22 protein-coding genes and 4 pseudogenes are annotated in these 22,340 nt (G+C 51.4%); 13 read left to right on the top strand and 13 right to left on the bottom strand.

Annotated elements, in window-relative coordinates; all coding sequences use genetic code 11:
* Positions 1 to 157: 157 nt before the first annotated feature.
* The 3 genes and pseudogenes from K3169_RS19860 to K3169_RS19850 form a co-directional block, all read left to right on the top strand.
* A pseudogene (locus tag K3169_RS19860) lies at positions 158 to 682 on the top strand (terminase); the annotation flags it as partial.
* Positions 682 to 1,617, top strand: a pseudogene (locus K3169_RS19855) (phage portal protein). The pseudogenes K3169_RS19860 and K3169_RS19855, both read left to right, overlap by 1 nt.
* A 53-nt stretch (positions 1,618 to 1,670) precedes the next feature.
* On the top strand, positions 1,671 to 2,546 hold the full coding sequence (locus tag K3169_RS19850) for a putative phage abortive infection protein (protein ID WP_263267612.1): 876 nt from the start codon (positions 1,671 to 1,673) through the stop codon (positions 2,544 to 2,546).
* Between the two features lie 46 nt (positions 2,547 to 2,592).
* Here K3169_RS19850 and K3169_RS19845 read toward each other — a convergent pair.
* A pseudogene (locus K3169_RS19845) lies at positions 2,593 to 3,075 on the bottom strand (SOS response-associated peptidase family protein); the annotation flags it as partial.
* 114 nt (positions 3,076 to 3,189) lie between these two features.
* Positions 3,190 to 3,530: pseudogene (locus tag K3169_RS19840) on the bottom strand (integrase); the annotation flags it as partial.
* Between the two features lie 210 nt (positions 3,531 to 3,740).
* On the opposite strand from K3169_RS19840, the gene K3169_RS19835 reads away from it, so the two are divergent.
* From K3169_RS19835 to K3169_RS19825, 3 genes are all read left to right on the top strand, one after another.
* On the top strand, positions 3,741 to 5,042 hold the full coding sequence (locus K3169_RS19835) for an SIR2 family NAD-dependent protein deacylase (RefSeq protein WP_263267611.1): 1,302 nt from the start codon (positions 3,741 to 3,743) through the stop codon (positions 5,040 to 5,042).
* Positions 5,043 to 5,518: 476 nt separating this feature from the next.
* Positions 5,519 to 5,950, top strand: a complete 432-nt coding sequence (locus K3169_RS19830; RefSeq protein WP_263267609.1) for a tetratricopeptide repeat protein — start codon at positions 5,519 to 5,521, stop codon at positions 5,948 to 5,950.
* Between the two features lie 3 nt (positions 5,951 to 5,953).
* A complete protein-coding gene (locus tag K3169_RS19825; protein ID WP_099271124.1) occupies positions 5,954 to 6,394 on the top strand; it encodes a tetratricopeptide repeat protein in 441 nt (146 codons plus the stop codon).
* Positions 6,395 to 6,545: 151 nt separating this feature from the next.
* Here the strand turns inward: K3169_RS19825 and K3169_RS19820 are convergent, their stop codons facing one another.
* On the bottom strand, positions 6,546 to 8,936 hold the full coding sequence (locus K3169_RS19820) for a membrane-bound PQQ-dependent dehydrogenase, glucose/quinate/shikimate family (protein ID WP_263267607.1): 2,391 nt from the start codon (positions 8,934 to 8,936) through the stop codon (positions 6,546 to 6,548).
* Positions 8,937 to 9,188: 252 nt separating this feature from the next.
* Here K3169_RS19820 and K3169_RS19815 point away from each other — a divergent pair, with 252 nt between their 5' ends.
* A complete protein-coding gene (locus K3169_RS19815; RefSeq protein WP_231675776.1) occupies positions 9,189 to 10,103 on the top strand; it encodes an SGNH/GDSL hydrolase family protein in 915 nt (304 codons plus the stop codon).
* Here K3169_RS19815 and K3169_RS19810 read toward each other — a convergent pair.
* Positions 10,093 to 10,527 carry an SMI1/KNR4 family protein gene (locus K3169_RS19810; protein ID WP_099271121.1) on the bottom strand — a complete coding sequence of 145 codons (435 nt, stop codon included), beginning with the start codon at positions 10,525 to 10,527 and terminating at the stop codon, positions 10,093 to 10,095. The genes K3169_RS19815 and K3169_RS19810 overlap by 11 nt on opposite strands.
* Before the next feature lie 76 nt (positions 10,528 to 10,603).
* Entirely contained in the window at positions 10,604 to 11,581 is a 978-nt protein-coding gene (locus K3169_RS19805; protein WP_317633740.1) for a LysR family transcriptional regulator, read from the bottom strand.
* 29 nt (positions 11,582 to 11,610) lie between these two features.
* On the opposite strand from K3169_RS19805, the gene K3169_RS19800 reads away from it, so the two are divergent.
* A complete protein-coding gene (locus tag K3169_RS19800) occupies positions 11,611 to 11,997 on the top strand; it encodes a DUF4260 domain-containing protein (RefSeq protein WP_099271119.1) in 387 nt (128 codons plus the stop codon).
* A 100-nt stretch (positions 11,998 to 12,097) separates the two neighbouring features.
* Here K3169_RS19800 and K3169_RS19795 read toward each other — a convergent pair whose 3' ends face one another.
* Positions 12,098 to 12,895 (bottom strand): NAD(P)H-dependent oxidoreductase, encoded by a 798-nt coding sequence (locus tag K3169_RS19795; protein WP_263267604.1) that lies wholly within the window; start codon positions 12,893 to 12,895, stop codon positions 12,098 to 12,100.
* Between the two features lie 84 nt (positions 12,896 to 12,979).
* Between K3169_RS19795 and K3169_RS19790 the strand changes: the two genes are divergently transcribed.
* Positions 12,980 to 13,900: a LysR family transcriptional regulator gene (locus tag K3169_RS19790; protein ID WP_263267602.1), complete on the top strand. Its 921-nt coding sequence runs from the start codon at positions 12,980 to 12,982 to the stop codon at positions 13,898 to 13,900.
* A 138-nt stretch (positions 13,901 to 14,038) separates the two neighbouring features.
* Positions 14,039 to 15,061 carry a zinc-dependent alcohol dehydrogenase family protein gene (locus K3169_RS19785; protein WP_263267601.1) on the top strand — a complete coding sequence of 341 codons (1,023 nt, stop codon included), beginning with the start codon at positions 14,039 to 14,041 and terminating at the stop codon, positions 15,059 to 15,061.
* A gap of 292 nt (positions 15,062 to 15,353) precedes the next feature.
* Here the strand turns inward: K3169_RS19785 and K3169_RS19780 are convergent, their stop codons facing one another.
* The 7 genes from K3169_RS19780 to K3169_RS19750 form a co-directional block, all read right to left on the bottom strand.
* Complete coding sequence (locus K3169_RS19780) at positions 15,354 to 16,691, bottom strand: GDSL-type esterase/lipase family protein (protein WP_263267599.1); 1,338 nt, start codon at positions 16,689 to 16,691, stop codon at positions 15,354 to 15,356.
* A 162-nt stretch (positions 16,692 to 16,853) separates the two neighbouring features.
* Positions 16,854 to 17,195 carry a hypothetical protein gene (locus K3169_RS19775; RefSeq protein WP_263267597.1) on the bottom strand — a complete coding sequence of 114 codons (342 nt, stop codon included), beginning with the start codon at positions 17,193 to 17,195 and terminating at the stop codon, positions 16,854 to 16,856.
* A gap of 124 nt (positions 17,196 to 17,319) precedes the next feature.
* Entirely contained in the window at positions 17,320 to 17,670 is a 351-nt protein-coding gene (locus tag K3169_RS19770) for a hypothetical protein (protein ID WP_263267595.1), read from the bottom strand.
* 88 nt (positions 17,671 to 17,758) lie between these two features.
* Positions 17,759 to 18,202: a DUF6386 family protein gene (locus tag K3169_RS19765; RefSeq protein ID WP_263267593.1), complete on the bottom strand. Its 444-nt coding sequence runs from the start codon at positions 18,200 to 18,202 to the stop codon at positions 17,759 to 17,761.
* A 58-nt stretch (positions 18,203 to 18,260) separates the two neighbouring features.
* Positions 18,261 to 18,587 (bottom strand): hypothetical protein, encoded by a 327-nt coding sequence (locus K3169_RS19760; RefSeq protein ID WP_027899192.1) that lies wholly within the window; start codon positions 18,585 to 18,587, stop codon positions 18,261 to 18,263.
* A 15-nt stretch (positions 18,588 to 18,602) separates the two neighbouring features.
* Positions 18,603 to 18,962 carry a hypothetical protein gene (locus K3169_RS19755; RefSeq protein WP_263267590.1) on the bottom strand — a complete coding sequence of 120 codons (360 nt, stop codon included), beginning with the start codon at positions 18,960 to 18,962 and terminating at the stop codon, positions 18,603 to 18,605.
* Between the two features lie 29 nt (positions 18,963 to 18,991).
* Positions 18,992 to 19,468, bottom strand: coding sequence for an SMI1/KNR4 family protein (locus tag K3169_RS19750; protein ID WP_263267589.1), 477 nt, complete (start codon positions 19,466 to 19,468; stop codon positions 18,992 to 18,994).
* 340 nt (positions 19,469 to 19,808) lie between these two features.
* On the opposite strand from K3169_RS19750, the gene K3169_RS19745 reads away from it, so the two are divergent.
* The 3 genes from K3169_RS19745 (at position 19,809) to K3169_RS19735 (ending at position 22,321) form a co-directional block, all read left to right on the top strand.
* Positions 19,809 to 20,711, top strand: a complete 903-nt coding sequence (locus tag K3169_RS19745; RefSeq protein WP_099271110.1) for a hypothetical protein — start codon at positions 19,809 to 19,811, stop codon at positions 20,709 to 20,711.
* A gap of 129 nt (positions 20,712 to 20,840) precedes the next feature.
* On the top strand, positions 20,841 to 21,557 hold the full coding sequence (locus K3169_RS19740; RefSeq protein ID WP_122394801.1) for a hypothetical protein: 717 nt from the start codon (positions 20,841 to 20,843) through the stop codon (positions 21,555 to 21,557).
* Positions 21,558 to 21,610: 53 nt separating this feature from the next.
* A complete protein-coding gene (locus tag K3169_RS19735) occupies positions 21,611 to 22,321 on the top strand; it encodes a hypothetical protein (RefSeq protein ID WP_231675788.1) in 711 nt (236 codons plus the stop codon).
* Positions 22,322 to 22,340 lie beyond the last annotated feature (19 nt).

Raw genomic sequence — 22,340 nt, 5'->3', positions numbered from 1 at the left:
TGGGCATGCTTTGATCCCCAGCCATCACCGCCTTCTCTTGTCCGCTTTTGTCATTTCGGTAATACGCAATCCCCCCGTGTAATCACCGCCGCTCTCATCGGCTAACTCCAGCACCGTATCCTCAGGCAGCTTGCCCTCTAGGCTCAGGCTCATCGTGTATGACCCTGCCGCGACTGGCGACTGTTCCGGGTTGGTAGTGGTTGCGCAGCCCGCAGTGCCTGGTGGCAAGTTTCGCGTCCTGAAGCGGCACCAATTCCGAGGGATGGATTTCGCCGCTCAGGCCGCTGCCATCAAAGCCGTCTGTGATCGCTATTGGGTTACCTACATCGGTATCGACGTGACCGGGTTGGGCAGCGGAGTGGCGCAGCTGGTACGCTAGTTCTTCCCTAACGTCACCACCTTTAGCTACTCCCCCGAGGTCAAGACACGTCTGGTGCTCAAGGCCTACAACGTCATTCATAACGGCCGACTGGAGTTCGACGCTGGCTGGACTGACATGGCTCAGTCGCTGATGGCCATCCGTAAGACCGTCACTGCAGGCGGCCGGCAATTCACCTACACAGCAGGGCGCAACGACCAAACAGGTCACGCAGATCTGGCGTGGGCGCTGTTTCACGCATTGCACAACGAACCGTTGGAAGGGCAGACCACTGCCAATACCGGACGCATGGAGATTTATTGATGAGCACCGCCATTCAAAACGCCCAGCCTGCAGGCGTTGAAGTATTTAGCTTTGGCGAACCCACGCCGGTACTGGCCGGGCAGGAGATGTTCGATTACCTGGAGTGCTGGTTTAACGGCCGCTGGTACGAACCACCGCTGGGCCTCGACGGTTTGGCTCGCTCGATCCGTTCCAGCGTGCATCTGCATTCCGGGTTGATGTTCAAGCGCAACATGCTGAGCAAGTCGTTTATCCCGCATCCGCTGCTGTCCCGAGCCGCTTTCGAACAGTTTGCGTTGGACTATCTGTGCTTGGGTAACGTCTATCTTGAGGTCCGTCGGTCGGTGCTTGGTAAGGCGCGTGCGCTGTTGCCACCGCTGGCTAAATACATGAGGGTGGGGCGTTATGGCCTTTATTTCATGGCACAACTCTGGAACCAGGTGCATGAGTTGGAACCGGGCACCATTTTTCATATGCGCGAAGCTGATCTGCATCAGGCGATTTATGGTATGCCGGAGTGGATCTGTGCTCTGCAGTCGGCGCTGCTTAAAGAGGCTTAAACATTGTTCCTTCGCAAGTACTACGAGAATGGTAGTCATGCTGTTTACATTCTGTATCTGACTGACCCAGCGCAGAGTGAGGCGGATATAGATACGTTACGCGGTGCGCTAAAAAATGCGAAAGGGCCGGGGAATTTTAGAAACTTGTTTGTGTGCTTTCCTAATGGGAAGAAGGACGGGTTGCAACTGTTCCCCGTCAGTGAGGTGGCCAGCCTGAGGATACCGCCGCAGTTGATGGGGATTCTGCCACAGAATGCGGGTGGGTTTGGGGCGATTAAGGAGGCTGCTGAGGTTCGGGTGGAGAATGAGTTGGAGGTAAGACAATCACGTTTGAAGGCGTTAAATGAGTGGGCTGGGACTGAAATGATTAATTTTTTACTTAAGAATAGTAGCTAGTCAAAATATTGCCGTACATATATTATAGCTTTTTTATGTGTGGCGTGGTTGTGATGGATAAGGATGATGCTAGCTTAAAATCAGATGGACCAAGTGTCGACAAGGTAGTAAAGATTCTTGCAGTGATAGTGTCCGTTGCTATGGCGGCAGTCGTGTGTGCTTTTGGTGCCTATTTTTATAACTTCGGTAGTGCAGGTTTTAGTGAGTCGAGTGCTGATTGGGGGACTTTTGGCGACTTTATTGGTGGTTTCCTTAATCCGTTACTCAGTTTTTTTGGATTAATAGCGTTATTGCTCACTATAGTGTTGCAGGGGAAAGAGTTAGAGCTTACACGAAAGGAGCTTAAAAGGTCTGCAGATTCCCAAGAGAAGGCACAGGTTTTATTGGATGCGCAAATAAAAACGCAAGTTAAACAGCAGTTTGAAAGTACCTACTTCTCTTTGTTGAGTCAGCATAACAAGATGCTTGAGGATATTCAGGAGGTTAATGAACTGAAAAAAGCACCCTTGATTCATCATGTTGAGCGCGCGGTGTACAAAAAATGGCTTCAGGCAGATAATTTTTCAACAATTGATTTGGAGGATTTTTCACGTTGCACAACGTATTTCAGAATCCTTCATCAAGTCATGAAATTCAATTTCGTCAATAATCATCAAAATTCGGCTCAAGATTTTGTGGATTTTCTGAATGGTGAGCCTATGACTAGCGATGAGATGGGTTATGCTGAGATTTTGAAGGCTCACCTAAATGGCCCTATACTAAAATGGATTGCGTTTTATGGTATCGCTGATGATAAACACCCTACCTATCTCAACTTTTCGTGGCTTGTAAGGCGTTATAATCTTTTGGAAAATATAAAGCTTGACAGTCGTGAGCCCAAGCTAGAGCGACAGTTGCGTGATTATCATGGTTTTCCTCCACAATTCTGACCGTTTTTGTTTTTTTCGGTAATGCTCACTAGCGTCATCCGGGAGTTTACGTCGCTGGCATGATGATGGTAGCATCTTTATTTCGAATATTACACAAGGTCCGGTTTACCTTAAACCATTCAATTAGGGCGGTGGGAATATAGGAAGTTAGTGTGATGGCGTCAGCCCGCGCTTTCGTCGTACAAGAATTTATCCATTCTTTAGCATGATCTGACGATAGCACCAACGGCCGTCGATCATGAATATCCACCATCCCTGAATAACTCGGTCCAGTGATAATCACAGACCCATCACTCTCATAGGGCTCCACCTCTGGTCGAACCTGTGCCAGAGCCGCAAAAAACATCGGCGCCTGGCTTTTCAACCGAATGAGGTACGGCTGTTTCCGCTTCGGATCCGCGACCGCGACCCACTCAAACGATCCGTTCACAGACGCTAGCGCTCGTCCATGCGGCCACAACTCCTCGGAAAACTTCCCGGTCATCACCGTTTCGATTCGCGCGTTAAACGGGTCCGGACGTTTGTCCTTTGCCCATGAGGGTGATCAGCCCCAGCGACCCTTATCGACCCTTAGCCCTTCCTCTGTGCTTCGGATGATCTCAACACTAGTCGTCGGCGCGACGTTTTAGCGCTCAATAGGCCAGAGGTCGGTTGCACGCATAGAAAGTACATCTGATGGCCGCTGTCCGGTCAGATAGGCCAGATCCATGGCATCACGAGCTCTGATGCTGCTTGTGCGTAGACAGCGTTCTATATCTCATCCGTCGCGTAGAAGTCCCGAGGCTTCTCTTTATTCTTGCGTACACCGGTAACGGGGTTATCGACCGCAATCACCCCCCATTCGCGTGCAACGTTGTAGATGTAGGATAAGAGCGATATTTCTCCATCGGCCCTCACCTTGGCAGTACGTGCGTCTCGAATATTGTGCGATCACGTGTGAAGTGATCGCGTCACCGGTGCCGAGCTAAAATGCGGCTCAAGCTGCAGGGACTGCTGGGGGAGCTGTGGCGTGCATGGTGTTGCCTCGCTCTGTGGGGTAAGAGTGATGAGGGGTTAACCTCAAAGGTTATCTTTGGTCAACCCCAAACATATCCACAGAAACGACATCCCGTTCAACACAGATTTTGATGGCAAAAAGGAATTGCAGGTTGCTAAGATCGAAACCTCGCATTTACGACTAGGGAGAGGTTTTAGGTGAGTGAATTTTTTGAGATCGCATATGCAGCTGCATCTAAAAGACTGTGTTTATTTACTGGTACAGGCTTTTCTAAAGCGGTCACTAGTAACAATGCTCCTAGTTGGCAGGAGTTGCTGGAAGTTGTTTGCAATGAAACCTCAAATCCTGCAGCGTTGAAAAAAGCTCTATTTCCAACAGAAGGTGCAAACCCACTAAGTTTGGAGGAGGCGGCTCAAGTAATTGCTTTAGAATTGTCTCAGGTGGACAAGGATATACATTCGGAAGTTTCAAAACAGATCCGCAAGTTGTCCTTGGTAGGGGATAATGAAGTGATCTCAACTTTTTTGCAGGCAAACTCAGTTGAAGTTATAACTACTAACTACGATACCCTTGTGGAGCAACTATCGGGTCCTGAAGGTTGGCAGTCGTTGACTCCGGGGCTACCCATCCCGCGCTCGGATGCCAGAGTCAAGGTGTATCATGTTCACGGCTCGGTAAACAGTCCACTTAATATGGTGGTAACTTCTGAAGATTATTTTAGATTTATTAATGGTGAGTCATACTTCTCTCGTAAGCTAAGTACTGTTCTACATGAAAATACAGTTGTGATCCTTGGTTATTCCTTGGGGGATACCAATCTCAAGGCGATCATTAATGAGTACAAAGGATTCTCCAAAAGCCATGTGATCGGGTCCAATATTTTCTTGGTATCCCGCAGTCGGGTAAGCCAGTATGTAAAAGATTACTACCATCACTGCTATGGCATCCGCGTCCTTGATGGCCTTGAGGTCCACGATTTTTTCCATAAGCTCAGCGTCCATATGCCCGCAGCAACGAAGTGCGCTCAGTCTTCCGTTAGTAATATTCGCGAGATTCTCAGCGCAGGCAAAATTTACACTCCTGAATTCCTTCAGGCTGAGAATTCTTTTTATGAGATTGTATCTTCTTTCTCCGCTGTAGGGGTCAGCATTAATCATCAAGGTGTTGTCTCGTGCATTGGCACGATTATTAAAACAAAGATAGAACTGACAGCGGTCAGTGGCGCGTGGGAACAGTATCATCAGATGGCAAAGTGGTTAGTGTACTTGGGGAGTATTTTAGAAATTAAAGGTACGTCGATCGAGGATGTTTATTTGGAGGCGGTTAAAAAGTCAATGAGCACTATGCGTAGCACCTATTATGTCGGTTACTCTTGGGATGCATACAAATGTTGGTATTTAAACTGGAATAGTATGATTTCTTCAAATCGTTCAATGATTAAGAGGTATATTCATAAAGAGCTTAGCTGGCCAGATGCATTTACTGTTGTAAACCAATGAAGATATAGGGTTGCCACGTTGCTGTCTGAGTACTTAAAGGTTCAAAGGTTAGAAATTTTCCACCTTGCACGGCCGCAAATACTCCATTCTTCGGTGAGGCGGATAATTCTCTCCGGTTAGTCGGGGTTAATGGCAAATAGATATTACCCACTACCTTCCTGTTCCGTTACTTAAGAGTGGCGGCTTGATCTCTGGTTCTTTTGGCTGCAATGTAGTGGCCAGGCAGTACCTCAAGCGATAAATGGTCGGTCGCCGATCAGTCCAGACCTGGCTGTCCGGCTTGAGTACTGTGCGTTCCAGGTTGGGGTTGCAGATGAATTATGACCTTTGGCAGGCTGAGCATCGTGACAGCCAGATGTTGATCGCGTTGTCGCAACGTGAGGCAGCTAACCTTGTCGAGGTTCAAGAAGGCGAGGCAAGTTCAGACAGTGTCCTGCCATGGCAAAACACACGAAAAATTAGTGACTGAGGACTTTATGGAAGACCTGGAAATTTCAAACAGTGAGCTTTCCCAGAAAATTGTAGACCTGGTAGAGTCTGGTAATAGATTGGAAATTCAGAACAATCTTGCCAAGGCACTTGAAAAATATAATGAAGCGTGGGGTTTACTACCTGCCCCAGCTACGAAATGGGATCTTGCCAATTGGATTTCTGCCTGTATCTCGGGCTTGTTTTTCGATGTGGGAAACTACACGGAAGCCAAGCCATGGGCCGCTATTGCAATGGAAACCAAACCACCACGAGAAACCAGCAGTTTTATAAATTTTGCAAAAATATGTTATGAACTTGGCGAAAAAGAGCTTGCGATTGAATATTTTGACAAAGCTTTCAAGCTGGGTAAGAAAAGAGCTTTTCAGGGGTTCGATAAAAAGTACCTGAACTACTATCTTGAGAATATAAAGGTATAAAACATGCTGGAACTTGATGACGAACTGTACGAGAAAATTTCTGAAATGAGCGAGTTGGGAAACTCGTTTATGGATGATGGTGAATACCCAAGTGCATTGAATATTTTCGAAGAAGCACTTAGTTTATTGCCCGCTCCTTGCGACACTTGGGAAGCCTACACTTGGCTGAAAGCTGGCATCGCTGACGCGCTTTTTGGCATGAAGGACTATGAGCATGCCATTGAGGCCCTCCATGACGCGATGAATGGGCCTGAAGGTGCATTCAACCCTTTCATCATGATGCGCTTAGGGCAGTCACTTCATGAACTGGGCAAACCTGGAGGTGTCGATTATCTGTGCAAAGCTTATAGGCTGGAAGGTGAGGAGATTTTCTCAGAAGAAGATGAGAAATACCTGAACCTTGTAATGCATAGTTTGGCAGTTAATAAAAACCAACTTCACTAGCTCAAAATAAAGGCATGTCACTCAAGACAATCAAGCTGTGACAGCCAAAGCTCTCCCCATGGGCATGTGAGGTCTGTCGAAACCCTTCAAGGCAGAGGTCTATACGATGCCCACAGGTAGCAATCGTGCAGGCCTGCCCAGCGTCTGGTAATCAGTTCAACTTGAAAGCAATCACGCTGTCGCCCATTGTCGTACCGAGGGAGCCGTGACCGCCAGCAGCAATGACCACATATTGTTTGCCATCACTTCCCATATAGGTCGATGGAGTCGCCTGGCCGCCCGCTGGCAATTCGGTCTGCCAAAGGATTTCCCCGGTATTGATGTCGTAGGCGCGGATGAAGCCATCTGCGGTTGCGCCGTGGAATGCCAATCCTCCTGCCGTGATCAGTGGCCCACCGTGCGCCACCATGCCCATTGGGAAACCGATCGGAAAGCGTCCTGGCAGGAAACTGGTATTCAGGTTTTTGGTCGTGCCGATGCGGCGCATCCACTCCGTTTTACCGGTGTTCAGATCAACCCCAACCATGCGGCCCCAAGATGGAGCGATGCAGGGGATACCCAGATCAGAGGCAAACTGCTGAATCCTGATCGCGTAGTCGCCCTTGAAGTTTTCATTCCAATAGGGCTTGCCTTCTGCGGTAAACAGCCGCTTCTCTTCGGTCTCCGGTGTTCGTTTGATCAGTGTGTATTTGTAGGCCAGTCGCACGGGGGCGCCAATCAGGATCTGCCGTTGCGGGTCAATCGCCACCGAGCCCCAGTTAAAGACGCCGATGTTTCCCGGAAACACCAGAGTCCCGGATTCGGTGCTCGGCGTCCATGGGTTGCCATCGTACCGAAGCTTCTTGAAGCTGGTACGACAGGACATCTGATCAAACGGTGTCAGGCCCCACATGGATTTTTCGTTCAGGGGCTCAGGAATGAAGTTGAGCCTGGAGACTGGCTGACTGGTCGCGAAACGCTCACCGGCCACACCGCCTTCAGCCGACGCCTTGACCTGGTCGACAGGAATGATCGGCTCACCGGTCAATCGGTTGAGCACGAAAATATTACCTACCTTCGTTGGCAGCACCACTGCGGGCTGCTTATTGCCGTCCTTGCCGAGATCAACCAGCGATGGTTGCGACGGGTTATCGCGATCCCACAAGTCGTTATGAGAAGTCTGGAATTTCCATTTGAACGCGCCAGTTTTCAGATCCAGAGCGACCAAGGCGTCGCGAAATTTTTCGGTATTGCTCGCGGGGTCGCGTCGAATGCCAAGTTCATCGGGAGAGGCATTACCAAAGGGGATGTACACCAGACCGTTCTGCAAGTCGGCACTCAGCGTGCCCCATGCCACAGGCGTGTCTTGTGGGTAGTCCTGGTTAGCAGCAATGGGCTGAGTGGATTCAGGCGTGGCAGGATCGAAATTCCAGACCAGTTTGCCGCTGAGGACGTCATACGCCCTGATCACCCCGGACGGATTACCGGCGTTGTAGCCATTGTCCATCACCGAACCACCGACGATGATCAGGTCACCGGCCACCAGCGGAGCAGCGGTTTGCATGAGAGCGTGGGGGCGAATTTCGCCCATGTTGTCGCTCAGGTTGACCACGCCGTTATTGCCGAAGTCGCTACAAGCCTTGCCTGTATCGGCGTCCAGTGCGACCAGTCTCGCATCCGCTGTCGCGGTAATGATGCGCTTGTCGCAGGGCGCCGAGGCACCATTCGCTGATACGTCGCGGTTTCGAGTGCTGGAGGACGCCGCAGCGTAATAGCTGACACCTCGGCATGTCTGATGTTGCTGCAGGTATGAGCGGTCCTTCTGAGGCTCGTACTTCCACTCCAGTGTTCCCGTCTCGGGGTTTAACGCGTGCACCTCATTGTGCGCAGTGCAGACATAAACCCGATTGTTTACTTTTAACGGAGTGGCTTCGAAGGTGTATTCGCTGGCGTCCTTCTCAGGATCACGCAGGTCGCCGGTGTGGTACTCCCAGGCGACCGTGAGTTTTTTAACATTCCCCGCGTCGATTTGATCCAGTGCAGAGAATCGCTGACCGTCGTTGGTGCCCCCGTAGGCAACCCAATCCTCTGCCGCGCCACTGGCTGCCTTTGCAGAAACCGGGTTAGTGATTTTGCCCTGAACAGGGTAGGGGTCGTAGAACATGATGCCGACAACGATCACGATCATTACTGCCACCGTGCCGCCAAGGAAGGGGTGAAAGCTTCGTGACTCTGCTGGCGTCTGCGCTATGTACAAGCGGCGTACGACCCATGGCAACGCCAGCCAGAACCCCAACAACGCGAACAGATCGCCACGTGGAATCCACTGCCATTTGTCGAACCCCACTTCGTAGATGATCCAGATCAGAATCGCCCACATCAGTAGTGCATAGAGCGTGAGTGCTGATTTTTTCTTTAGAAATAACAACACTGCAGTGATCAGCACGCCGAGCCCGATCAAGGCATAGGCAGGACTCCCTCCAGCCGCAACCAAAGCGCCGCCCATGTACAAAATGGCGACAGCGAATAGCGCCATGACGATACTTGTTATTTTCAGCACCATGATCTAACTGCCATCCATTCAAGCTCCCAATGACAAGCAGACCTGAATACGGCACGAATCGTTCGGTGCGCGGAGAAGCCGGGGCGTATATACCTAATGAACCCGGTGCACGATAAAATTCCACCGCTCGGTGGATTTGGCTATGGGTCGCCAACAGGTCAATCTCTACGGTGTCAGGTAAAAACAGGTCGTAATTATCGTCAGACAACGCGTTCCATTTGGTAGTCTCAGGTTAGATCCGGGAGACTTTCAATGAATCGACGCGTTTGCTTGGCCGCTCTATTGGCACTGACTGTATCAACTGCCTTTGGCGCTCCTACCTTCGACCACCTCTATGCATTCGGTGACAGCTACTCTGACAATGGCGCGGGTCAGAACTTCACTCGAACACTGTCCATGCAGAAGGTCAAAGATGCGCAAGAGCTGCCTGGCTCTTTGTATTGGGAGGGGCGGTGGAGCAATGGTCCCACTGCCGTCGAGAGTCTGGCCCATACCTTGAACGTGCCCTTGACTGACTACGCGATTGGCGGAGCCAAAAGCGGTAACGGAAACTACTACGCCTGGATGGAGCCGTTTCGTAATACCGGAGTTTTCGGGCAAATCAACGATCACCTGAAAGCAACCCCTACACACAAAGCTGATCCGAATGCGCTCTATTTCATTTTCGTTTCAGCTAACGACTTTTTCGAATGGGCCGACTTTTCGCACCCCGAGTCGATTGATGTGCTCAGCCAGAAAAGCGTGGCTAACATACAGAACGCTACCGAGACATTGGTTACAGCAGGCGCGAAGCACGTAATGGTTGTGGGAAGTACGGATTTGAGTCATGTGCCGGCTGTGGTGCAAGGTAATCAAGTCAACCATGCAGCACGATATCAAAGAGTACTCGAGCAGAAGCTGCCAGCCGTGTTGGCAAAAACAGCGAAAGCCAGAAACGTTAATATCATCTATTTTGATCACCTGGCCTTCAGCAACAAGCTTCGCGCAGCACCCGATGTTGCAGGTTTCAAGGATCTGGACACCCCTTGCCAGCCGACGTATCCGGACGTCAAGCCTGTGTGTGAAAGTCCAGATACCCATTACTATTGGGATGAATGGCACCCGACCCGCAAAGTCCATACCCTGGCGGCCGAGGCGATGTTTGAAACGCTAAAAGCTAGTCGTTGATGTCGCCATGCTTTAGCAACTGCCGAATAAATATATCGAAATTCGGTACGGTGCCCATGGCACTTTCCCACTCCATCGGGACGAACATGACTGAGCATACTGGGAAGGGTGGTCCTGAGCGTGTATCGAACCCGATCATATCCGGGCCACCGTTGTCTCCAAATCCAATAAATCCCGGCAACCACTTTGCGACCTCGTAATCACGATTGTTCTCGATCGCCTTCAACGCCGACCAAATACGGACGTAGCGTGGATATCCCGACATATCTGCTTCGCCGCCGTCGCTCAGACGGAGCAACTCTAAATACTCACACGGCAGAGGGACGGGAGTTGCGGCGATCAGAGCTTCGATGGAAGATTCCGCAGCTGGCGGATCGCATTCGAACTGATAGTCGCCGCTTAATAGCAACGTTCGTAAATCCATTCGATACTCCTTCTAAATTGGCGGTGGCTGAGTAAGCTCATTCAGAGCCCTGACCGCGTGACCCTATGTGTAAGCATCAGCGAAATATCTGGCTGTTCTGCGAATGCTCGCGTAACGCTTCCGCTATGGCATTGAATACAACCTGGCAGCGAGCGCTGTTACGGAGGTCTTCATGCATCGCGACCCACGTGTCCATATGCACCGAAAAGGCTGACGCAAGCACCCGCATCAACGTTGAGTCGCGGGCTGCAATTGTCGATTGGCACACGCCAATGCCGAAACCGGCTCGCATGACTGCCAATTGCGCAAGTTCACTGTCGGCACGAAACGCCAAGCCCGCGCGCGCATATACCGGGAACTGTTTCAGGAATCCACGAATAAAGGCGTTCTCTCGGTCGAAGCCAATGAGCGTATGGTTACTCAGCTCTTCGAGTGAACTGGGGCTCCCGTGAATAGCCAGATAACTGCGATGAGCATATAGCCCGACCTCTATGCCACCGACATGCCTTGCGATTAGCGCATTCTGAGTGGGCCTGTGCATCCGAACCGCGATGTCTGCGTCCCGACGCAGCAGGTCATCAACCTGGTTAGAGAGCATCATCTCTACAGCCAGATCAGGGTGCTGGTGACGCAATGCCGACAAAACTGGTGGTAAGACTTCAACGCCGATCACTTCGCTGACTGTCAGACGCACCGTCCCACGGATATCGGTGCTGCCTTCACTTGCCTTGCGCAACAAAGCCGCCGACATTGCCGCCAGGTTGAGCGCATAAGGCGCGATTTCATAGGCGGCACTGGTGGGACTGAATCCATCTGATGAGCGAGTAAAAAGTTTCAGGCCCAGAGCAGATTCAAGGCCGTCGATGTGACGGCCCGCTGTAGGTTGACTGATGCCCAGGTTACGCCCCGCTGCCGATAATGAACCGGTCTCCAGTACGGCAAGAAAGGTCCGATACCATTCCCAGCTTGGCTCGTGCTGAATCACAGGTCTATCCATTTTTGTATAGTGTGTATGCGATCTTATACGATTACGTTTTGCAGATGTATCGTACAAAATTGAATGCTCAATCCTGGAGAGCTTTCATGTCCCATTTAGCGCCATCGGCATCGCACACTGTTCTGTGGCAACGTGTAGAAGGGGGGCTCCTGTTTGCCACCTGCATTCTGCTTTTTTGGCGCACTGGGCATGACTTCTCATGGTGGGAGTTGCTGGCAATTTTTTTCACGCCCGACTTGAGTATTCTGGGCTATGCGTTGGGGCCCAGAGTGGGGGCTTATTGCTATAACTCCCTTCATTTGTATGCGACTGGCGCTGCTTTGCTCGCGGCCGGTTTGATAGGGTCGATCCCTGATCTCGCTGCGGTAGGTGCTCTCTGGCTCGCACATTCGGGCTTCGACCGAATGCTTGGCTACGGTCTGAAGTCGCCACAAGGTTTCACTTTCACCCACCTGGGTGTAATCGGCCGTTGAGAGAAAGCCCGCGCTTACAGGGCTTACTCTACTGCCGATTACCAGCGGTGCTAAAACCGCTTACCCGGCTTGATAAACAACGCTCAACGTCGGAAAAATTCTAGCCTTCGGCCGTCTTGTCTTCATCAATATGGATGCCTAAATCCTGACGGCCGGGTGCAATATGTGGCTTGAGGGTCAACGCTGGAATTTCATAGTCCCCGGCGTTCTGGCGACGAAATGGCAAAGGTTGATCAACGAACAGGTTATCCAGCCGGGCAGCATAGGCTGTGCATAGCTGTTCGAACCGAGCGGCGTCCATTTTGCCGGTCTTATAGATCGGGAAGGGCGGCATGACAGTGAACCCTGGATAGAAAAGCACCCCATGCTGAATAGGGAAGAGCAGATCATCCAGTGCACCGTTGACCCCTCGACCACTGTAGTGGGATTCCCACCCGCCCATGGTGACCACCAGCATCGCCCGCTTTCCAGCCATGCTGCCTTCGCCATAACGATCGCCCCAGTGGCTTTCGCTGTGTTCGCCGACACCGTAGGCAAACCCGTAGGCGTAGACGCGTTCGACCCAGCCTTTAAGGATCGCGGGCATCGAGAACCACCACAACGGGAATTGAAAGATCACAGCGTCCGCCCACAGCAGTTTGGCCTGCTCTTCCTCAATATCTAGCGGTTGGGTGCCCGCGGCGAATACGCGCTGCGATTCTATTGCCGGGTTGAAAGGTCTTTCGTCGTCATAGCCCGGGGCATCGTCCGTATCAAGAGGCGCTTTCCAACTCATCGCGTACAGATCCGAGACCTTGACCTCGTGACCTTCGGTTTCCAGGTGAGTGATCGCGAAATCCCTGAGCGACCCATTGAGGGAACGAGGTTCAGGATGGGCGTAGATCAGCAGTAGCTTCATGAGGAACTCCGAATGGATGGTGGCCTCACAGTACTGACGAACCCGGTATGATAGAAATGAATTTCCGAAACATATGGTATTTACATGCACAATACCTTGCGTCGTCTGGATCTTAATTTGCTGGTCACGCTGGATGCGCTGTTGTCTGAACAAAACGTCACACGCGCAGCGCGATTGCTCAATCTCGCTCAACCGACCGTCAGCCTGCAACTGGGTCGACTGCGGGAAATCCTCGACGACCCATTGTTGCTGCCCGGTCCCCGAGGGATGTCGCCTACCGAGCGTGCCCGTGAATTGCGCGGGCCACTGCGTGAAGCGCTGATAGCTTTGGAAGGCGCGCTGAATCCTGGTGCCACTTTTGAGCCAGCACTGTCTAGTCAGACGTGGAAGGTCGCTGCCAGTGATTACACCGCGACTGCTTTAGTCTGGCCGTCGTTGGCACTGCTCAGGCGCCTTGCCCCTAATACACGCCTGGCACTGTTGAACAAAAATCCCGCCACCCTTGCCAATGATATGGAGAACGGCCAGATCGATCTGGCGCTGCACACGCGCGATGACGCGCCGCCAAAGCTGCGTCAGCGGTCTTTGTTTCAGGAACGCTATGTGCTGGCAGGACGGCGCGATCATCCTGCTTTGGCAACCAGGCTATCGCTCAAAGCATTCTGCGGGCTCGAACATGCCGTTATGTCACCCAATGGCGCCGGGTTCGTCGGGAGTACTGACCAGGCACTGGCCGCTAAAGGTCTGGAACGACGCGTTGTATTGTCAGTGTCCACTTTCAACTCGCTCGTCTCGGCATTGATGCACAGCGACCTGGTTGCAGTGGTGCCTGAAAGGCTGGTGCGAGATGACCCGGCACTTCACGTCCAGGCGCCGCCACTCGCCATTCCGGGTTTTGAAATGCTCATGTTGTGGCCCGAACGACTGCACCGTGATCCTGCTCATATATGGCTACGCGACCTCATCGCCTCGACGTTGCAGACAGCCTCTGACTCAGTTGATTAATCAAGTGATGGTAAGGGTATGGCTTCAAGCGAGGCAGCCAATCAGGGCATCACGCTCATGGCGGCTTCACGGCCGTGATCTTGTCAGCTGCAATCGACACATTTACACGTTCTTATTCACGAAACAGGAAATTACCCAATGAAAGCTTTTCAGATAGGTGCTCAGAATGGTCTGGACTCGCTGACCGCGACTACCCGCCCGGAATTGTCGGCCGGGGCAGGCGAGGTTGTCATCGCTCCCCGCCTTGTGAGCCTCATCAGTCGAGACGTCCAGATTCTGCGGGGTGTGTACGGCCCCATGCAGGCGCCTGATCGTATCCCTGTGTCCGAAGGCGTGGGAGAAGTCATTGCCGTTGGCGAAGGCGTTGAAGAATTCAAACCAGGTGACCGAGTCATCTGCGGTCATTTTCCCAACTGGCTGGAAGGGCAGTTTCGCGCTGACGTTTTCAGCCATGATGTCGGTGTCAGCCATGACGGCTGGCTTGCTGAACAAGTTGTGCTTCCGGCAGCTGCGTTGATCCATGTCCCGGAAGCGTTGATGGACAAAGACGTCGCCGCACTCGCGTCCGCCGGGCTGACCGCATGGAACGCGTTGGTTGAGGTATTCAAGGTCAAGCCGGGCGAACTGGTTCTTTGCCTGGGCACGGGCGGAGTGGCGTTGGCAGCATTGAAAATCGCCAAGGTCCTGGGCGCGCGCGTGGCGATGACCTCTTCAAGCGATGAGAAGCTGGAGTTTGTTCGCCAGCTCGGAGCGGACATCACCATCAATTACCGCACTCATACTGACTGGGCAGCACAATTGATGCAGCTTACCGGGAACGCAGGTGCCGACATTATCATCGAGACGGGCGGTCAGGACACGTTGGGCCAATCCATCGCGGCAGCGGCGGTGAACGGGCGTATTGCCGTGATAGGTGTAAGCCCTGGACAGCAGTCGCCAATACCTGACTATGTCTCGCTCATCCTGAAAAACGTGACAATCCGGGGCATCGCCAACGGCAACAGGAAAATGTTCGAAGATCTTCTGCGCGCCATCGAAGTGAACGGCATTCAAACCGTAGTCGCCAAGACGTTCAAGTTCGACGAAGCGCCCGAAGCGTATGCCTACTTTGCGGCTGCAAAGCATATCGGCAAGGTTCTGATCGAGTTCGATCACCGCTGAGACGATAAGCTTCGTGGTCCCTGCGCAAGAAAGACTGCTCAAAAGGTGAGGGCGTCCACTTGAACAGGTGGACACTTTCGCTTTTGGCTCCGGTGCCAGGAAGATGAGAGTCGCCCCAGTGTCCCTGATACCACGCTGTCTCGCGGCAAACATAGGGGCTGTAGGAACTGCCGAAGGCTGCGATGGCGGTGTCTCGGGAGAAATGCATCGCAGCCTTCGGCAGCTCCTACAGACAATGCATTTCAATCCAGCAGTTTGCATGCATGGGGGCGTGTCGCCGAAAGTTGAAGACTCAATTCGCCTCAGGCTTGAATAACTGCGAAATATCTACTTTTTCAGCCATCGCTTGATACCCGGCTCTATTAGGATGCAATTTGTCGCCGGTCCCGCCCACTGTGCTGTCCGCCACGTATTCCTTTTTCATGCCACCCGTCTCGGGGTCGAGCGTCGCTGCATCGAAGTCCGCGACAGCATCAAACAAACCCGACGTGCGGATGAACTGATTTAACTCTTGCCGCTTGGCGTTTTGTTCCGCGTGACCGTGTGCCGCGCTGGTACTGCCGAGGGCTGTAGTGAGCGTGCCTCCAATAACTCTGACATCTGGAAGCTGCGACTTGATTCGGCCCACAAAATCCTTCATTCCTGCCTTCACAGCTTCGGCGGAGGCATTGCCATTTTTGCTGAAGTCATTGATGCCCTCCATCCAGATAACGCTGGTAACGCCGGACACACCTATCACGTCTCTTTCGACGCGCATTTGCGCAGAGGGGCCGCCTGAGAAGGGCGTCTGCGCAGAGTAGCTGGCCGGGCCAATAACCTGATTGCCGCCAATACCCGCATTGACAACCGATACCTTGTCGCCATGAACAGCGTGAAGTTTTCTCGAAAGGACGTCTGACCACCGGTCATCGCCGTTCAGCGTTGTACCTGTGCCGTCAGTGATGGAGTCTCCAAAGGCAACAACGACCTTGGTATCGGCTGGCGCCATCATGTCAACGGCATCCAGGAAGTAGGTAGAAGTCGTACTGAACGGGAAAGCTGTTTCGCTTTCGGATTGGCCGACAGAACCTGCTCCCGGCTCGCTGACATAAGAGGTATTGAGCGCTTTGGCGTGCCATGTCATCGGCCCGCTCTGGCCCTTGATATGAAAACTCACTGCAAGCCTGCGCCCATTGAGTAGTGGGACGTCATCAGGCTTCACAAATGGCAATGCGATGGGGTCACTCCAGGCCGATGATCCGGCGGGAATATCAACGCTCGGCTTCCCAGCGAAAGAAACCGGCTGATTAGTGCCCTTCAATACGGCGGAACTGCCTTGCTGTAGTCCGGCGTAAACACCATCAAAGGTGACGGGGCGGGTGCCCAGCACGTTGGACAGACGTACCCGCATGTGCGTCCCCCAGATGTCCGGTCGCACCATCAAGCGGAATGTCTGATCCTGCGCACCTTGCTCAGGTACGGGGAAGGCGAGACTCAGGTCCGGCTGCGCAGAGGGATTGCCCGTCGGATAAGGCCCTTGAACTGCACCCAGCCACGCAGCGACCCACTTGTCATTCGTCTCGGCCTGGGCTGCTGCCGGGAGAAATACAGAGATCAGAACCATTGAAATACACGCCAGCTTTTTTCTCATGGTGACTCCCTCATTTTTTGTCGGTCTTTTAGTATCGGGGGCGGGTACAGGTGCATGTATCCAGTTCGAATGCTGAAGCGCTTGCAATCGATTTATATTTAACAGGAGTGACGGGAGACGCAGGGATTGACTTGCTTGCGGCGACCCCATGGACCTACGTACCTATAGAACATTCTTCTTAAGGGCATAGCTGATCAGTGCGATGACAGCGAGTGCCAGACTTGCATACAAACAAAATTCACTGATCTGTGAGGCTGTATCAAGCATTGATCGATTGTCCGCGTTGCCTCCGCCCCCGCTGATGCCGCTGGCGCTTCCGCCCAAATAAATAGCGCCCGACGCCAGACACAAGACCATGAATGAAAGCGACATTTTAAATAACGTACCCGCGGTGAGTACATTTGAGATGCCGCCTTTGGTATCCGCGTTGACGACCCGGAACATCACGACAGCCAGATAAGCCAAACCAGCCAGAGCGACTGCGAAAAAAACAAAAGTGACCATATGCTTACCCACTTCCAGATTGTAGTTCCGTTTATCATCGCAGAGGGATCGCCAGACTGAAAGCCCGAGTGACGAGTTCTCGGGATCGCATTCGGTATTCCTGGCGAGTCACTGGACCGGGATGTTATTCATAAACGCCATCGTCTTGTGCTTTTCCAATGAAAGCATCCATCAGATCACCCTGGATTTCTTTGCCATCGCAAGAAAGTAGAAAATCTCCCTCCAGGTTGTCGGGGAAATGTACGCCGTCCAGTGTCCCTAAAATAACGCTGGCACTATCAGATATCACGACTTTCAAAAAGTTTATAACGTCGGATCTTTGCGCGTCATTCAGTGAAGACAGAGCGTTTCTTGCCCTTGCATAGAGATCCGTGCCGTTATCCGGCGGGCTGTTCAAAGCCACTTGGTATTGGTTAAAGTTGTATTTGAACAGGTCGTCATAGATCGCCTGAACAAAATCCTGGTCTGAAGACATAAGTACTCCGCTGGTACATTGCTGAATGCATGGGTTGTCAGGTTGAGTGAGCGGTGACGCTTTGTATCAGATCTTGCACTTTCACAGTTTATAGCCGTATAGGCTCTTTTATAGCATTGTGTTTTTCTGATGTCAGGGTGAAACAGAGTTCTATGGTATTGCCCGCCCTGGCGAAGCCCATGCTGTAGTGGCCTGGGGCGAAGTCTAACGTTTCTCCTTGGATAACGTCAGAACCATCAGGTTCAAGATCTCCTCCAGACGTGTCCTCTCCAGCCCCGATAAAAACTTTGCCCGACGGGAAGTGCAGGTTCAATGTGTCTGCTGCATTTTCAATGCTGTCCATTATTTTAATGGTGTAGCCACCGTCATCGCCTAAACCCAGAAAAGCGATATTACCTTTGTTGATCTCAAGAATCTCATCCTCCAAAATGCTCCACCAGTCAGGAGCATCTGAGACTCTATGCTTGATAGCGCCAAGATCAAATATTGAAAGGGTTGCGGTGTCTGTAAAAATGGAAAACTCTTTTGGCATATGGGGACACCTCAATTAAGGCTGTATTCAATCAGATTTGAAAATCCATAAAGAGTTTTTAGCGGCTCTCTGAGGCTCTTAGTTTATCCAGCTCTCGCTTGAGAAAACTAACATCTGAGCGATCAAGTCCACGGTCTATTTTTTGCCACCATTTAGGGATGACGTTTTTAAAGAGCTCGACGCCTTCTTCAGTGACGTCGGATTTACGAACTAAAAAATCCATTTTAAGGTCGCCATTTTCTGTGAAAGGAGGCGTGCTTATTACCCCCTCATCATGCAGAAACTTTAAAAGGGCAGTCGACATCTGGATTGTATTTTCTTTGTATTGCAGGTTTTTGTTTCTGCTATATAAAAGGGGCACGCTAAACAGTGTGAAGTCTATCATTGTCTTATCCTCAGGTCAGGATTGGCTGTTTTGCTGTCGCTCAAATTCTTCATCTGCGGCGGCTAGAATACTATTGACCAGGTCTGCCGTCACCTCGCGTTTTTCCAGGTTTCTGTTGTCTGCATACCTTTCCCCGTAAGGGATCTCATAGAATTTTACCGAGATTTTCTCTTCGGAAATTATTTTCAATACACCGCGGACGAATGTTGAAGTCTCTTGGAGGTCACCGTCAAAGAGCTCAATTTCCAGAACAGGATGACCACCACCGCAAAGGCTATTAACCTTCTGTAATGGTAGCATCAAGAATTTATGAAGTTTGATGAGCGTGGCGGGCCTGACAGTAGGTTCGTCAATAACGATAGCTAAAATAGACATTTTGTCTCCCGGTTGATCTTGTCTGGAGATTAATAATCTTCGGACGCTTCCCGTTCCAGCAGATAGGAAAAAAAGCTGGCATAGTTTTCCCAGCAGTCGGGAGGTGTTGAAAGTTCGCCTGTGCCCAAATGCTCAGTGTCATTGGCATCGCACCATATCACCGCTGGAGATTTGGAGACATTCATGACGATGAGGCTTTCAGCAGGCTCGGCCAACACAATGTATTCCATGCTCAGATTGATCGACTTCCTGAGGCGCAACGTCTCGGTGACAATGTTCAATGGATTAGTCGCGCTAAACATCGCGTGATGACTGATACCCCCCAAAAAACCACCTGTATAAAAGGTTGCGATTTCTTTAAAGTCGTCAGGCAAACGCACGCTCAGGGAATTTTCTACCCCTCTTATATCCTCGGCAGAGGAGGTGTCGGCTTCATAGAAGCTCAGATATCTTTCTTTCAGGTCGTTAATGCTTATTCTCCTTATCTTTCTTAAACAGGGTCTCACTGGCAGTTAGCTCAATATCCGTAACTCGCGCCAAGGTTGGATAGCTTTGGCGGGGCTGGCTAGTAAGGTATTAAACCACTTGCTCAGGCGCTCAAGCCAGTGCCTCCGGCGGCGAGAGCGGTTTTGACTCGAAAGTACGAGAAACCATGGTCCACGAAAACCCTTCTGAATTAAAAAACCAACACCGGTTGGTGAACGATATCGTTTAGCCATGTTCCAACCGCCGACAGATATTGCTGAGGCAATGTTCAGGTCCATTTGAAACTCTCATGAGCGCCACGTATGTGGCAGGTTGCCTGGGCAGCTTTGCTCTTCAAACTCCATACAGGGAAGCAGAATTATGCAGCAATCCTCTCAGTCTCCAGAAACTGGCGAATTGATCGCTACCTTTCGCCATGGCAAAGGGTTTTTGGTATTTAGCCTGGTTTTCGGTGTCGTATTGCTGGGGTTGGCTGCATTCGTGTTGTATCTGGGCACGATCCTGCCGCCTGGCAACAATGGTCCGGTAACCACCGTCAGCCGTGGTATGACACTCAATTTCTCAAGCCCGCAGATGCTGATCAATTTAACGAGCGCAGGGTTGGCTATTTTCGGGCTTTGCACGTTTGCCATTTACGTATGGCATAAAAAACTGCGTGAGCCGGTTTACGAAGTGTTTGAGCACGGCATCGCTCGTTTGATCAAGGGCGAGCGGGAGTACACTGCGTTTGCCGATATCGAGGACCTCTACCTCTTTGGTTCCGGCCAGACCGTGATGACCGGCATGATCACCAACGTCGCCTACCGTCGTAATGCAAGCGAGCCTTTTCATCGGGTCATTGAAACCTTGAAAGGCTTTCATGACTTTGAACAGTTGGTGCGTGAGTTGCACGTACGGGCTCGTTTTCCTGAAGTGATGGACACGCTCGAGTCGGGGCGTGCGGTGACCTTCAACTACATAAGCTCCGGGCAAGTCTGGAGCAAGCGTGTGTCTGGCAACTTCCTGAACATCAAGACCTCGCCGATTACCGTCACCAGAGATTTTCTTGAAGTACAGGGAAGCAAGGTACCCATGTCAACCTTGCGCACGATTGACCTGAGCAATTGGACCGAGAAAGTCGTCATCAAAGACGAGAATGGAAAAGTCGTGCTGTCGACGATATGCACCGGCATTCTGAGTCATGACTTGTTCCTCAATACGCTGCACGTGCTGCTTGGCGCTGAAACCGGAAACCGCGACCAGGTAGAGCCCGTTCTGGCTTGATCGGTATCGGTATCGGTATCGGAAGCGGTGGCAATGGCCACTGCTTCCGTTTTCAGGTTGAGCGTGCATACCCTGGCCTGAATCAGATTGTTTTAAGATCGTCACCTGATGACGACGGAGGAAGTGTTGATGGACATGGGCCCGGAAAACCTGAGGAAGAGCCTTTATGGTGTCTTCGGCCTGACAGCAATGTTCAGCGCATTCATGTTTGCAGGTACCGGGTATTTCTGGGTTTTGGGTGGGGTTTTGTTGGTGCTGCTGGCACGTACCATCTACTTGATACATATAAGTGAGAGTTTTGTCGCTGTGTTCACCCATTATCACGTGGGCTTTGTTGTGTCGTTTTCCATCATGATTTCAGGTTGTTTGTATTTGGTGGCACGGAGCGATTATGAACAATCCTTCATTGACTCTATCTCTTTAGCGCTGGTGCCTGTGCTGCTTTTTACGGTTGAGGTATTGTTTTTCTACTTTACCCGCCCTCCAAAGGGCAAAGCCGGTTACGAGGTCAGGGGCAATAAAGTGGTGGTGATAGACCAACCGTTCAGCCACTTTGCGGGGAACCTTCTGGCATCGATAGTGCTGGTGTCGGGTATTGCAATGATGATGGCGTGGCAGCTCAGCGAGATGGCATTTGTGGTTTACGTGCTAACACTGTTGACCCTTTATTTAATCTATATCCGCCGACACTGGTTTCGGGTATTGAAAACTATCAGGGTCAAGGAGAAGCGCGCCTCGGAATTGACCTTTGAAAACATCGATGAAATCAGGGAGGCTCGCCGTCGCTGGTGGATGAGCAGGCTGCTGAATTGGCTGATTTCGCTGAGCAAGACCTCAAAACGTTGAGCCCGAATCAGATGTTTCAATGCCATTAGCCTGGGAGGGTGGAGGAAGTGCTTATGGATGCAGAAGGCATGAAGACGGGCCTTTATAGTATATGGGGCCTGACAGCGCTGTTCAGTTCGATATTTTTTGTCGGCTCCGGGTATTTCTGGGTTGTGGGTATTGCTCTGCTGGTACTGCTGTTACGTACCCTGTATTTGATCTATATAAACGAGAGTTATGTTGCTTTTCTCTCGCACTTTCAGAAGTGCTCGCTTGCATCGTTTACCATAATGATTTCAGGCTGTTTGTATATGGTGGGGCGGGGCGACTATGAACAATCTTTCATTGACTCCATCTCTTTGGCCATGGTGCCTGTCTTGCTCTTTGCAGTCGAAGTCGGGTTTTTCTACTTTACCCGCTCTCCAAACGGCAGGGCCGGTTACGAGGTCAGAGATAATAGAGTGCTGGTGGAACGTGGACAGTACAGCCAGTTCGTAGGGAACGTGCTCGCATCTATAGCGCTGGTGTCGGCTTTTGGGATTAAGATAGTGTGGCAGGTCAGCGATGGTTTCGTTGCAGTTTACGTGCTGACACTGAGTGTCTTTTATTTACTCTACATCTCCCGAAACTCGATTCGTATGTTGAAGGCTATTAAAGCCAAGGAGAAGCGTGCTTCGGAGTTGACCTTTGAAAACATCGATGAAATTCGGGAGGCTCGCCGTCGCTGGTGGATGAGCAGGCTGCTGAATTGGCTGATTTCGCTGAGCAAGGCCTCACGACGTTGAGCCTGAATTACATGTTTCA

This window comes from Pseudomonas phytophila, from assembly GCF_025643095.1.
GTDB lineage: Bacteria > Pseudomonadota > Gammaproteobacteria > Pseudomonadales > Pseudomonadaceae > Aquipseudomonas > Aquipseudomonas quasicaspiana.
Note: the sequence above shows the minus strand (reverse complement) of the source record. Positions and strands in the feature narration are given on the sequence as shown.